Genomic DNA, 12,732 nt, shown 5'->3' with positions numbered 1-12,732 from the left:
AACACATTCGACTCCACGGCACATAGTTCGAGGGGTTGCGGCCGAGAGAGCAGCGGGCGGGAAGCGTCCGGATCATCACCACCGCGAACACCAATCCCAGGTCGGCCTGGGCTGCCATTGCCCAACGCTGCGGGCTGATGTCGCCGACCACGGACGGTGCAACGCACCCCATCAGACCGCCGATGGTCGCCTCGGCGACGTAGCAGCACATCGCCGCACGGGAGGCCTTTAGGTCAACGACACCGAGAGGGCGGCGCGGCGCCCAGCCGATAACCGCCGGAACGATTACGCTGGGCAATACACGCACACACCGTTCGGTACGCTGTGTCGGAATAGCTGGGCGCGTGCGGCGGGACACCGGACAACTCGACTACGGGATAGCAATTCCAACGGGTTTCCGGGCCTCCGGTGGCGTTTACCAATCTACTTACGGTGCCGTACGCTGAGCGAAGTCAAATCAGGCCACAGTCAAATCGAGCTACAGCCGAATCAGCTACATGGAGGCATTACACATGGCGAGGGATCTGACCCAACTCGAACTGCTCCAGGAGCTGTTGCCGGTTGCGGAAGAGAACGTCAACCGCCACCTCTCCATGGCCAAGGAATGGCACCCCCACGACTACGTCCCGTGGGACGAAGGACGCAACTTCGCCGAGTTGGGCGGCATCGACTGGGATCCCGCGCAGTCCCGGCTCGACGAGGTCGCCAAGGCTGCGATGATCACCAACCTCCTCACCGAGGACAACCTGCCCTCCTACCACCGTGAGATCGCCGAGAATTTCTCGCAGGACGGCGCCTGGGGCACGTGGGTCGGTCGCTGGACCGCTGAGGAGAACCGTCACGGCATCGTGATGCGCGACTACCTTGTCGTGACCCGTGCCGTCGACCCCGTCCAGCTCGAGCAGTTCCGTATGGAGCACATGACCAACGGCTTCTCCTCCCCTTCCGGAGTGGAGGCGGGCTTCCTCCACTCCGTCGCTTACGTGACCTTTCAGGAGCTGGCCACCCGTGTCAGCCACCGAAACACTGGTAAGGCGTGCAACGAGCCGATCGCGGACAAGATGCTCCAGCGCATCGCGGCCGACGAGAACCTGCACATGATCTTTTACCGCAATATGTGCGGTGCGGCTCTCGACCTCGCGCCCGATCAAGTACTCGAAGCCATCGACCATGTCGTCCAGAACTTCCAGATGCCCGGCGCAGGCATGCCAAACTTCCGGCGCAACGGGGTGCTGATGGCCAAGCACGGCATCTACGACCTCCGCCAGCACCTCGAGGAGGTTGTCATGCCCGTCGTCCGCAAGTGGAACGTCTTCGAGCGGAACGATTTCACCGCCCGCGGAGAAGAGATCCGCGAGGGCCTGGGCAAGTTTTTGGAGAACCTCGATGCCCAAGCCACCAAGTTCGAGGAGCAGCGCGACCGCATGCTCGCCCGTGAGGCCAAGAAGCGCGAGCAGCGGGTTTCGTAGCGTAAACAGTTATCCTGTGCCCGGTACCGGATTCGGTGCCGGGCGCATTTTGTTCCTGCACTTTCCCAGAGGTTGTCAATGTCATCGCTTCGTATCGGATCACTCGAGCTGCGCAGCCCCGTGGTTCTGGCCCCCATGGCCGGCATCACCAATGTCGCGTTCCGCACGCTGTGTCGTGAGCTCGAGACGGAGCGCGCGGGCAGCACGTCCGGCCTGTATGTCTGCGAGATGGTGACTGCACGCGCGCTTGTCGAGCGTCAGCCCGCGACCCTGCACATGACCACGTTCGGCCCGACCGAGACCCCGCGGTCCCTGCAGTTGTACACCGTCGATCCGGACACCACGTACGCCGCTGCCAAGATGATCGTGGATGAGAACATGGCCGATCACATCGACATGAACTTCGGCTGCCCGGTCCCCAAGGTGACGCGGAAGGGTGGCGGTGCGGCGCTGCCGTACAAGCGTGCACTGTTCGCTCGGATCGTCGCCGCTGCTGTGAAGGCCACCGAGGGCACCGACATCCCGGTAACCGTGAAGTTCCGTGTCGGAATCGACGCGGAGCACCACACCCATCTCGATACCGGGCGGATCGCCGCCGACGAGGGCGCGGCGGCGATCGCACTGCATGCACGAACCGCAGCTCAGCGGTATTCCGGTACCGCCGACTGGAACGAGATCGCCCGCCTCAAGGAGCACGTCACGGACGTACCGGTACTCGGAAACGGCGACATCTTCGCCGCCGAGGATGCGGCCCGGATGATGACGCAGACCGGCTGTGACGGTGTCGTTGTCGGCCGCGGCTGCCTCGGCCGACCGTGGCTGTTCGCCGAATTGAGCGCCGCACTGAACGGTAACCCGCCACCCATTCCTCCCACCCTCGGAGAGGTTGCCGCCATCGTCCGCCGTCACGCTGAACTTCTCGCCGCCCACCACGGTGAGGACAAGGGCCTCCGTGAACTGCGCAAGCACGTGTCCTGGTATTTGCGGGGCTTCCCCGTCGGGTCCGAACTGCGAGTCGCGATGGCCATGGTAAGCACTCTCACCGAGCTCGACGCTCTCCTCGTCCAGCTCGACCCAACCATCCCGTTTCCCAGGGACGCTGAGGGGCCGCGCGGACGTCAGGGATCACCCGGCACAGTCGCGCTTCCTGAGGGTTGGCTCGACGACCCCGAGGACTGCCTGGTTCCCGCCGGCGCCGACATGCCGCATTCAGGGGGCTAGCCGGTCGAACGAGTGTCACATCGCGTCATCGATGAAGCCTCGAACATCAATAAGTATCATTACTGGAATCTGTCGGGGCCGACGGATGCTCGAGTAAGCAAGAAGGGTCAGGTTGAATCGGTGGGTGATGATCACAGTTCGGAACCACCCACTCCCGGATCCCGCGCCCCCTGGGAGCGCCCACTCGCGGACCGAAGCTATCGAGAAGCCCGCCCGGGTCGGCAGGGCCCGGTTCCACCGCGACAGCCACCTCCCGAACATCCTGTCCCAACCGGGCCTCCCTCGCAGGTAGAACCCACCGCGTCCGCCAACCAGGACAGCGGCCGAAATGCCCGCCGTGCCGCGGGTGGACCCACTGCAGTCTCCGTCGCAAACCTGGTGAAGAAGGTCTCCGGAGACGATTCGCACAGGCCGGACGATCCGGACAAGACCGAGATCATTCCCGCCGTTGATAAGCAGCAGTCGCCAATGCCCGGAAACATGTCCGCACCCAGGGCGGTTGGCAATCCCGGGGTCACGCGCCTGGCATTGAACAGGTCCCGACGGCGTAAACGCCTCCGCACGGCCGGTCGCGCCGCCGTTGCGATGGTGGCAGTGGGCGCGCTCGTCGGAACCGGCACCGTCTGGGGTTACCTCCACTCCACCATGGGCAAATTCGGCCAGATCGCGGCCCTCGACACGGAGTCGACGGACATCGTCGACGCGCTCGGGCAGATGGGCGACGAGACGTATCTGATCGTCGGCACCGACACCCGGGCAGGCGCAAGCGGCGCGGTCGGCGCCGGAACAGTCGAGGACGCCGAGGGCGCGCGGGCTGATGTGGTAATGCTTGTCAACATCCCCGCCGACCGCAGCAGGGTGGTCACGGTGTCGTTCCCCCGCGACCTCGATGTCGAGCGCCCGGCCTGCCAAGGCTGGGACAACGACGCCGGCACATATGTGGATGAGAAATACCCCGCCGCCTACGGCGACAAACTGAACGCCACCTACGCGCTCGGTGGACCGAAATGCCTGGTCAAGGTGATTCAGAAGATGTCCGGACTGAAAATTGGACACTTCGTGGGCATGGACTTCGCCGGCTTCGAGACGATGGTCGACGAGATCGGCGGCGTGCAGGTGTGCACCCCGCAACCGCTCGAAGACGGAATACTCGGCACCGTGCTGCCGGAAGCGGGCACGCATGTACTGGACGGAAATACTGCGCTGAACTTCGTTCGTGCCCGACACGTGGAATCGGAAGGCAACGGCGACTACGGACGGATCAATCGTCAGCAGAAATTTCTGTCCTCACTGCTCCGAGGTGCACTGTCGAGTGAGGTGTTGCTCAATCCCGCAAAACTCAACGGGCTGATCAATGCGTTCACCAGCGAAACCTTCGTCGAGAACATCGACACCGAGTCGCTGGTCACGCTGGGACGCTCACTGCAGAATGTCGACGCGGACGCAGTCACTTTCCTGACGGTGCCCACCGCGGGCACCAACGAGTGGGGAAACGAGATTCCCCGCACCGACGACATCAAGTCGATCTTCCGCGCCATCATCGACGACGACGACCTGCCCGGCGAGAAGCGCGCGGAACCCCTCCCCCAGTCCGTACCCGAACCGCAGCCACAATCCGTGCAGACCGTCGACCCTTCCAGCGTGAATGTGCAGGTCTCGAACGCGTCAGGTGAATCGGGGCTGGCGGCGACAGTCGCGGCCTCGCTGGCAGCCGAGGGCTTCGAGATCTACGATGTCGGCAACTACGCGGCGGGTACCACCGACGACACCGTTGTCCGGTTCTCGCCCGCGAACGACGACGAGGCGGCCACCGTTGCGTCGTCGTTCCCTGGCGCGGTCCTCGAGTCGGCCAAGGGACTCGGCACAGTCGTCGAGGTCGTACTCGGTTCGAACTTCTCCGGAACCGTGCAGACACCGCTCGCGTCCGACACTCCGGTCAGCGTGTCGGACGTTCGTGTCGGCGAACCGGAGGACGTGGAAATCCCGACCGATCTCGCAGTCGTGAACGCGGGCGACGTGTCCTGCTATTGAGAGCGCCCATCAGGGAATTCATTCACCCCGAGTTCACCGTGCCGTCTACCGTAAATAATGACTTGGCTTCCCATCCGCCGTAGGGTGTCATTTCATGCGTGTGGCTTACAACGAACAGATGACCGAGCTCGCCGACCTGCTCGGTGAGATGGCGGCGGTTGTGGGGGTCGCCATGGAGCGAGCCACCCAGTCGCTACTCCAAGCCGATCTCTCCCTCGCCGAGCAGGTGATCGGCGAGCACGACAAAGTCACCGAGCTCAGCACCATCTGCGAGGAGCGGGCCTTCGCCCTCCTCGCCCTACAGGCACCGGTTGCCCGTGATCTCCGCTCCGTCGTCAGTGGGATCCAGATCGTCGCCGACATCGACCGTATGGGGGCGCTGGCTCTCCATGTCGCGAAGATCGCGCGCCGTCGGCACCCCAACCATGTGCTTCCCGAAGAGGTCAACGGATATTTCGCCGAGATGGGGAAGATCGCCGTGTCCATCGGTGCCGCTGCCCGCGAGGTTCTCGAGACTCGTGACCCCGAACGGGCCGCGCGCCTTCGCGAGGAGGACGAAGCGATGGACGACCTCCACCGGCACCTGTTCACAGTGCTGATGGACCGCGAATGGAGCCACGGCGTGGCCGCCGCCGTCGATGTCACGCTTCTGGGCCGCTTCTACGAGCGCTTCGCCGACCATGCAGTCGAGGTGGGACGTCGGGTAATCTTCCTCGTCACCGGCAAACTGCCCGACGAGCCGGAGACCCCCGCAGTGGATGCCGACAGCCTCACTGCGTACCCGGAATCGTAAGAACTCCACTCATATGCAGAAAAGCGCCCCGACCGAAGGGGTCCGGTCTGGGCACTTTTCTGCAACTGCTCTATCCGAACCGGCCCGAAATGTAGTCTTCGGTGGCCTTCTGTGTCGGATTGGAGAAAACCTTCTGTGTATCGTCGATCTCCACGAGACGTCCCGGCTCGCCCGTCGCATTCAGATTGAAGAACGCGGTCTGGTCACTCACCCGTGCTGCCTGTTGCATGTTGTGAGTGACGATCACGATGGTGAAGTCCTTCTTCAACTCCGTTATGAGGTCTTCGATCGCAAGGGTCGAGATAGGGTCGAGAGCCGAACAAGGCTCGTCCATCAGCAGCACGTCGGGTGACACAGCGATGGCACGGGCGATGCACAGACGCTGCTGCTGCCCACCGGAGAGCCCCCCACCCGGCTTGTCTAGACGGTCCTTGACTTCGTTCCACAGGTTGGCCCCGCGCAACGACTGTTCCGCCACCTCTTCGAGTCGCTTCTTGTTGCGCTCACCCTGCAGTTTGAGTCCAGCGACCACGTTGTCCTTGATGGACATCGTGGGGAACGGGTTGGGCCGCTGGAACACCATGCCGATCGTCTTGCGGACACCGACCGGGTCGATGCCGGAGCCATAAATGTCCTCACCGTCGAGCAGGATCGAACCCTCCACGCGCGCACCGGGAGTCACCTCGTGCATCCGGTTCAGCGAGCGCAGGACGCTCGACTTGCCGCAACCGGAGGGGCCGATGAAGGCGGTCACATTCCGCGGGGGAACGGACAGCCGAACATCTGCGACGGCCTGAAACTTGCCGTAATAGATGTTGACGTCCTTGAGATCCAGACGCTTGGCCATTACCGGCTCCCTACTGATTGGTGATCAATGTCGAGTGTATGTGTCACTTGGTACGTATCTGCGAGAAGTGGCCGACAACCTTGGCCACCACATTGAGCAATGCGATGAGGAGGATCAATGTCAGCGCCGCACCCCAGATTCGGTTGGTACCCGCCTCAGTGGGATTGCTCATCTCGGCCACCATGACCCCGGGCAGCGTGCCCATCTCGCCGTTGAAGAGGTCGAAGTTGATGAACGGCGCATATCCCACGAGGATCAGGAGCGGGGCGGCCTCACCCATCACTCGGGCGAGCGCCAACATGATACCGGTGATGATTCCGGGAAGTGCGGTGGGAAGCACGATCTTGACAACCGTCTTCCACTTCGGAACTCCCAGGGCGTACGACGCTTCGCGCAGATCTTGCGGAACGATGCGGAGCATCTCCTCCGTGCTGCGGACTACGACCGGAACCATCAGCAGGACCAGCGCGAGCGACACCGCGAATCCCGACTTGGGGAAGCCGAACGTCGTGATCCACAGCGCGTAGATGAACAGGGCGGCGACAATGGACGGGACACCACTGAGGATATCGACCATGAAGGTGGTCAGCCTGGCCAGGGGCGACTTCCGATCGGCGTACTCGACGAGATAGATCGCGACGAAGAGCCCGAGCGGGATAGACATCACCGAGGCCACGAGTCCTTGCATGATCGTGCCCACCAGTGCGTGGTAGATACCACCACCCGGCGCCGAAGCCGACAACCCGCTGAGCGAGTTGGTGAACCACGTGGCGGACGTCAGTGCGGGGAGGCCCTTCGTTATCGCGGTAAGTAGCACCCACAGGAGCGGGACCAGCGCCACGAGCACCGCCAGGGTAACCATGACGGTGGCCACGAGATCGGTGATTCGCCGGCGGGTACCGACCCCTCGGAAGGTTGGCGTCTTGACCGGCGTGTCGAGTGTTGCGGTCATCGGTCAGTTCCTCTTTCCCGCGATCGCGGCACGCGCAGCGGCGTTCACGACGAACGTGAGCACGAAGAGCACCAGGCCGGCCGCGATGTAGGCACCCGCCTGGATGTCGTTGTTGAACTCCGCGTAGCCAAGGGCGATCTTGGATGCGATGGTGGCGCCGCCGTCGAACAACGACCATCCGAAGGCCTGTGAAGTGGTTCGCAGGATCAGGTAGAGCGCCATCGTCTCCCCGAGAGCGCGGCCCAGGCCGAGCATCGAACCGCTGACGTAAGCGGACTTGCCGAACGGAATGATCGTGGTGCGCACCACCTCCCACCGGGTGGCGCCCAGGGCGAGCGCAGCCTCGATGTGAGATCTAGGCGTCTGTACGAACACCTCACGGGTCACCGCGGTGATGATGGGAAGGATCATCACCGCGAGCACGATGCCAGCGGTGAAGATGGTGCCGCCACCGGTAATCGAACTGGTGCCTGTCGCGAACAGAGGGAACCAGCCGAGATTCTCGTTGAGCCAGACGGCGAGTGGCTGAATCACCGGTTCCATCACGAGCAGACCCCACAGCCCATAGACGACGGAAGGGACCGCGGCCAGCAGGTCGATCATGTACGCCAAGGGTCGCTTGAGCCAGTCCGGCGAGTACGCCGCAAGGAAGATCGCGATACCGAGCGCGACAGGCATGGCGAGAACCAGCGCGAACAGCGAGACCATCACGGTGACCTGGAACAGGTCCAGGACGCCGAACGCCATGTCGTTGATGTCGAATGTGAACCACTCGCGGCTGGTCAGGAAGTTCGCCTGGTTCCGGCTCAGCGCGGGGACTGCGCGCCATACGAGGAATACGCCGATCGCGGCGATGAGTAAGGAGATGAATACGGCCGCACTCGATGCGGCTCCGGAAAAGACGCGGTCCCCGAGACGGGTGGCCGACTTGCCACGCAACGCGACCTTCGGTCCCGGCGCCTGGGTCTGTGTCTGGGGGGAACTCAACTCGGCCTCCGGGTGCCGTTCGGACCGCCCAGCCCGGCCCCACTGGAAGCGGGGCCGGAAGTGCGCGGTACTGATTCGATGGGCGCGTCACTCATTCGCGCTGGCATTCTCCCTCATCAGAGTATCTGGGACCCGGGCGATCCGAGCCAGCGGTGGGCGATCAGGCGATAGCGTTGATTGACTCACTCAGCTTCGACCGCATGGTCTCGGGCAGCGGAATATAACCCAGCTCGCCGAGATTGTTCTGCCCCTCGTTCGCGGCACTCGTCAGGAACGACTTCACCGCGGCGGAGGTGTCGGCCGCGTAGCCGTTCGAACACACGATTTCGTAGGTCACCAGTACCAACGGGTATGCGCCGGGCTCGGCGGTGCCATAAATCGAGTCGAGGTCGAGGGCCATATCCCCCTCGCCCGAACCCGCGTACTGTGCACCCTCGATGGCCCTCGACGCGGACTCGGTAGTCAATTCGACAGGGCCGGAGCCGTTGTCGATCTGCGCGACCGACAGATTATTCTGGTCCGCGAAGGACTTCTCGACGTATGTGATCGAGCCGGCATCAGCGGACACGGCCTGCGCGACGCCCGCCGAGCCCCTGGCACCCTCACCGGTACCGCCGGTGAAGTCGGAACCCGCACCGGAGGTCCACGCGCCGTTAGACGCAGCCTCCAGGTACAGCTGGAAGTTGTCGGTGGTCCCGGAGGAATCGGAGCGGAAAACCGGGGTGATGCTCTGGTCGGGCAGCGTGACGCCCTCGTTGAGTGCGGCGATGGCCGGATCGTTCCAGGTGTTGATGGTTCCGTTGAAGATCTCGGCTACAACCTCGCCGTCGAGCACCAGGTTGTCGATCCCGTCGAGGTTGTACGCCATGGCGACGGGACCGAAGACGAGGGGAAGGTTCCAGGCCTCGCCGCCGACGCAGCGGGCCGTCGCCAGCTCGGCCTGCTCGCCCGTGATCGCCGAATCGGAGCCACCGAAGTCGGTCTGGCCGGCGACGAACTGGGTGCGTCCATCACCCGAACCACTGGGGTTGTACGCGACGTTGACTTGCTTGCCCTTTTCCTGACAGACGGCGATGTAGGTGGACACGAACTGGTCCATGGCATTCTTCTGTGCCGTGGAACCAGCAGAAGAGAGGTTGGCTTTGCCTTCGCAGGTGGCGTTCGACGCGGAGGCGTCGACGCCACTCAACGTGGCGTTGTTGTCGCTTCCACACGCGGCCAGGGTCAGTGCCCCCACGGCCACTGCACCGAATACGGTTCCGCTGCGCTTGAAATTCACCTAGTCCTCCGGAAATACCGTCACGCCCGGAAAACGGGGGGCGACTTGGGGCGCGGCACAAGACACTCCTGCACCGGGCAACACGGCGTTGCCCACAAAGAAAAATAGGGGGAGCCGATTACCAGCTGGACCACGATTGGTGAACGGAAAGTGAACAGCGCAAGTATCTATCCACATTTCCGACACGAACGCCTGGTGCCGACGCCTGCAGGAGGTCTCAGTGGACGTGCGCGGCGTCACGCACGCGCATACGCCATATCGACGTGGAACTTCTCGAACCCGAGACGGTCGTACGTGCGCAGTGCGGGAGTATTGTCGCCTTCCACATAGAGCAGCACCGCACCGAGCCCGCGGTCACGGAGATAGTGCAATCCGGCGAGTGTCAGCAACCGGCCGAGACCCCGCCCCTGCGCGTCGGGGCCGATGGCCACGACATAGACCTCTCCGATTGCCGGGTCGCCGCCCTGCTTCGGGTGCACCTTGGTCCAGTGGAACCCGAGGAGCCTGTTTTCGTCCGCGGTGGAAAACGCCATGAACAATCCAGCGGGATCGAACCAGGCCTCCGCACGGCGCTCGGCCATTTCACGCTCGGTCCACGACCCCTGCTCAGGGTGCCAGACGAATGCGGCACCGTTGACGCGCAGTACCTCGGAATCATCCTCGACCCCTCGGTACACACGAAGCGAAACGCCTTCCGGCACAACACATTCCGGAAGATCAGCACCGGCGAGCGGGCGTCGCAACTGCAGCAGTTCGCGCGCGCCGGTGAGCTCGAGTCGCCGCGCTACCGCCTGTGCCGCCGGCAGATTTCCGTGCGCCCAGACTCTCGCATCCGGCCCTCCCTCGGACAATGCCTCGGACACTAGCCTGCCGCCGATGCCCCGACCGCGTGCCTCGGGGTCCACCACCAGTTCGGCCATGGCGGGATGATCCTCGTGCCCCGGCTGCAACTGGGCATATCCGATGATCCGGTCGGCATCGGTCCATACCAGGTGACGCACACCACCCTCGCCGCCGTAGCTGGACACAGCGTGGACTCCCTGCTCCGACACTGGGGCGGTACCGTCCGCCGCCGCCGCCCGATCCAGGAGAGCGGACACGCCAGCCACCTGTCGGGGTTCGAGTCGCGCCGACCAAGACTGCACGGGAATCGTCATCGGATCGGCCCTTCCGAGGATTCGAATTCGACACCCTCATCATCGAGGTCGTCCCCGGGTGCCACCGTCGCCGCCGAATTACCGGACGCGCCCGACTTGCTGCGAGCGGGACGCACCGCCTTGTAGCCGACGTTGCGTACCGTGCCGATCAAGGATTCGTACTCGCTGCCCAGTTTGGCGCGCAGGCGGCGCACGTGGACGTCGACCGTGCGGGTACCGCCGAAGAAGTCGTATCCCCACACCTCCTGCAGCAACTGCGCACGAGTGAAGACTCGTCCCGCATGTTGCGCAAGATATTTGAGGAGTTCGAACTCTTTGTAGGTGAGGTCGAGGGGACGCCCACGAAGTCGGGCCGTGTAAGTGCCCTCGTCGATGACCAGTTCGCCGAGCGTAATCGTGCCCGAAGCCTCCGGGTTCGCGCCGCCGCCGCTGCGCCCCAACAGCAGTCGGAGGCGGGCGTCCACTTCGGCCGGCCCGCTGTCCGGGAGCAGGATGTCGTCGAGCCCCCAGTCGGAGTTGACGGCCACCAGGCCGCCCTCGGTAAGTACCGCCACCACCGGAACCGCGGAACCCGTGCTACCCAATAGCCTGCAGAGACCGCGGGCCGCTGCGAGGTCGATGCGTGCGTCCACCAGAGCAATGTCGGCCGAGTGCGCTTCGAGGAGGGACGAGACCTCCTTCGGGGCAGGCCGCACCGAATGCGCCAGCAGCGCGAGGGCAGGCAAGACCGCCTCAGGATTGGGGTCGGAGGTAAGAAGCAGTAACTCCACACGACCTCCCATCTCGACAGTCTTGTCGGTCACAGAGTAGCGCGCCGGAGTCGGGGCCCGTTGCGCCGAACCCCCGCAACCCGGCGCAGGCGCATCGCGCCGACATTCCGCGGAACGGCGTCGGCCACAATGGGGCCGTGCGGAAACTCATCATTGGAATGGTATTCCTCGTTGCTCTCGGTCTCGTCGTCGACTTCGGCTCGGCGGCGTACGCGGAGTACCGGATCTCGAGGGAACTGAGGGCGGGCGCGTCGCTCACAGCAGATCCCGAGGTCACGGTGCACGGTTTCCCGTTTCTCATCCAAGCGTGGGAAGGAAAATATGACGACATCGAGATTCGCGCCCAGGGGGTGCAGAGCGACGAGGTAGGTGAGGTGACGATCGAATCCACCTTACAGGGTGTCTCTGCACCCCTGTCCGAGTTGGTGAACGGCACCGTGGCGACCGTTCCTGTCGATCACCTCTCCGGCAGGATGCTCATCGATGCCACCGACTTGGGCCAGTTTCTCGACATTGCAGACCTTCAGGTTTCGGCCCCGCCTGCCAGCAGGTCGGACGGCACCGGCGGTTCCGGCGGTTCGGGCACGCCCACCGCGGGCGGAGTAGTCCTTACTGGCACGGTCCCGGTCGGGCCCCTCGAGACGACGGTCAGCGTTCAGGCCGACCTGGTGCTCGACGGCGGCCAGGTGAAGATTGTCGCTAGCGATTTCTATTTCGGGCCGGAGGGCGAGGCCGACTTCGCCATCCCGGATCCGCTGGCTCACGCAGTCCTCGGTCTCTTCACCCGGACGATCGACCCCCGGGAACTCCCGTTCGGTGTGCAGCCGACAGAGGTTTATGCGGAGGGGTCGCAGATCGTCATCGAAGGTGTGGGTGACAACGTCACGATCAACCTGGACGGGTTACAGAGAAGATAGCTGGCAACCACCACCGGAGGAGGATTCGTAGTCGCCGAATACTGATCTCTCCCTAGGGAACTCGCAAGTACCGCTGTCGGGAACTCCATTCCCGGCTCCATCTTGCGTCCGCACTTCCGGATAGCCGGAGCATCCACCCCGGCCGCTCTGCGAACCGCTCCGAAATCCCGCAGTCGACCCCCCGGGCTTCAAGTTCCCGGAAAACGGGGTAAACTGGCGCCCGTGCAATCCAGCCAGGAGCTCATGCTCACCCGACGCCGCACGGTCGATCTGTGTCGCCTCGGGGCTTGTTGCTGTATCTGCCGCTGA

At 63.8% G+C, this 12,732-nt stretch carries 10 protein-coding genes and 1 pseudogene; 5 read left to right on the top strand and 6 right to left on the bottom strand.

Annotation, left to right across the window (positions count from 1 at the left end; genetic code table 11):
• Nucleotides 1-512 precede the first annotated feature (512 nt).
• The 4 genes from RM2_RS01705 to phoU all read left to right on the top strand — a co-directional run bounded on the left by RM2_RS01705 (nt 513) and on the right by phoU (nt 5,514).
• The gene (locus RM2_RS01705; protein WP_072687097.1) at nt 513-1,469 is read left to right on the top strand and encodes an acyl-ACP desaturase; all 957 of its coding nucleotides are present in this window, start codon (nt 513-515) and stop codon (nt 1,467-1,469) included.
• 78 nt (nt 1,470-1,547) lie between these two features.
• Nucleotides 1,548-2,690: a tRNA dihydrouridine synthase DusB gene (dusB, locus tag RM2_RS01700; protein ID WP_072687096.1), complete on the top strand. Its 1,143-nt coding sequence runs from the start codon at nt 1,548-1,550 to the stop codon at nt 2,688-2,690.
• Nucleotides 2,691-2,810: 120 nt separating this feature from the next.
• The gene (locus RM2_RS01695) at nt 2,811-4,721 is read left to right on the top strand and encodes an LCP family protein (protein ID WP_072687209.1); all 1,911 of its coding nucleotides are present in this window, start codon (nt 2,811-2,813) and stop codon (nt 4,719-4,721) included.
• Between the two features lie 94 nt (nt 4,722-4,815).
• Nucleotides 4,816-5,514, top strand: coding sequence for a phosphate signaling complex protein PhoU (phoU, locus tag RM2_RS01690; RefSeq protein WP_072687095.1), 699 nt, complete (start codon nt 4,816-4,818; stop codon nt 5,512-5,514).
• Nucleotides 5,515-5,584: 70 nt separating this feature from the next.
• Here the strand turns inward: phoU and pstB are convergent, their stop codons facing one another.
• From pstB to RM2_RS01660, 6 genes and pseudogenes are all read right to left on the bottom strand, one after another.
• Nucleotides 5,585-6,361, bottom strand: coding sequence for a phosphate ABC transporter ATP-binding protein PstB (gene pstB, locus RM2_RS01685; protein ID WP_072687094.1), 777 nt, complete (start codon nt 6,359-6,361; stop codon nt 5,585-5,587).
• A 43-nt stretch (nt 6,362-6,404) separates the two neighbouring features.
• Entirely contained in the window at nt 6,405-7,313 is a 909-nt protein-coding gene (pstA, locus tag RM2_RS01680; RefSeq protein ID WP_072687093.1) for a phosphate ABC transporter permease PstA, read from the bottom strand.
• 3 nt (nt 7,314-7,316) lie between these two features.
• Nucleotides 7,317-8,395: pseudogene (gene pstC, locus RM2_RS01675) on the bottom strand (phosphate ABC transporter permease subunit PstC).
• A 65-nt stretch (nt 8,396-8,460) separates the two neighbouring features.
• Nucleotides 8,461-9,579 (bottom strand): phosphate ABC transporter substrate-binding protein PstS, encoded by a 1,119-nt coding sequence (gene pstS / locus RM2_RS01670; protein WP_072687091.1) that lies wholly within the window; start codon nt 9,577-9,579, stop codon nt 8,461-8,463.
• A gap of 236 nt (nt 9,580-9,815) precedes the next feature.
• Nucleotides 9,816-10,736, bottom strand: coding sequence for a mycothiol synthase (gene mshD / locus RM2_RS01665; protein WP_072687090.1), 921 nt, complete (start codon nt 10,734-10,736; stop codon nt 9,816-9,818).
• Nucleotides 10,733-11,506 (bottom strand): winged helix-turn-helix transcriptional regulator, encoded by a 774-nt coding sequence (locus tag RM2_RS01660; RefSeq protein WP_072687208.1) that lies wholly within the window; start codon nt 11,504-11,506, stop codon nt 10,733-10,735. The genes mshD and RM2_RS01660 overlap by 4 nt, the downstream gene beginning before the upstream one ends.
• Nucleotides 11,507-11,643: 137 nt before the next feature.
• Between RM2_RS01660 and RM2_RS01655 the strand changes: the two genes are divergently transcribed.
• Complete coding sequence (locus tag RM2_RS01655) at nt 11,644-12,423, top strand: LmeA family phospholipid-binding protein (RefSeq protein ID WP_072687089.1); 780 nt, start codon at nt 11,644-11,646, stop codon at nt 12,421-12,423.
• Nucleotides 12,424-12,732 lie beyond the last annotated feature (309 nt).

The sequence above is a fragment of the Rhodococcus marinonascens NBRC 14363 genome, from assembly GCF_001894885.1.
Lineage (GTDB): Bacteria > Actinomycetota > Actinomycetes > Mycobacteriales > Mycobacteriaceae > Rhodococcus_F > Rhodococcus_F marinonascens.
This window is presented reverse-complemented; position numbering and strand designations above follow the sequence as displayed.

What these genes read in the sequence shown, in the direction of transcription:
- RM2_RS01705 (WP_072687097.1), top strand. Translation starts at nt 513, where the DNA reads ATGGCGAGGGATCTGACCCAACTCGAACTGCTCCAGGAGCTGTTGCCG.
- dusB (WP_072687096.1), top strand. Translation starts at nt 1,548, where the DNA reads ATGTCATCGCTTCGTATCGGATCACTCGAGCTGCGCAGCCCCGTGGTT.
- phoU (WP_072687095.1), top strand. Translation starts at nt 4,816, where the DNA reads ATGCGTGTGGCTTACAACGAACAGATGACCGAGCTCGCCGACCTGCTC.
- pstB (WP_072687094.1), bottom strand. Translation starts at nt 6,361, where the DNA reads ATGGCCAAGCGTCTGGATCTCAAGGACGTCAACATCTATTACGGCAAG.
- pstA (WP_072687093.1), bottom strand. Translation starts at nt 7,313, where the DNA reads ATGACCGCAACACTCGACACGCCGGTCAAGACGCCAACCTTCCGAGGG.
- mshD (WP_072687090.1), bottom strand. Translation starts at nt 10,736, where the DNA reads ATGACGATTCCCGTGCAGTCTTGGTCGGCGCGACTCGAACCCCGACAG.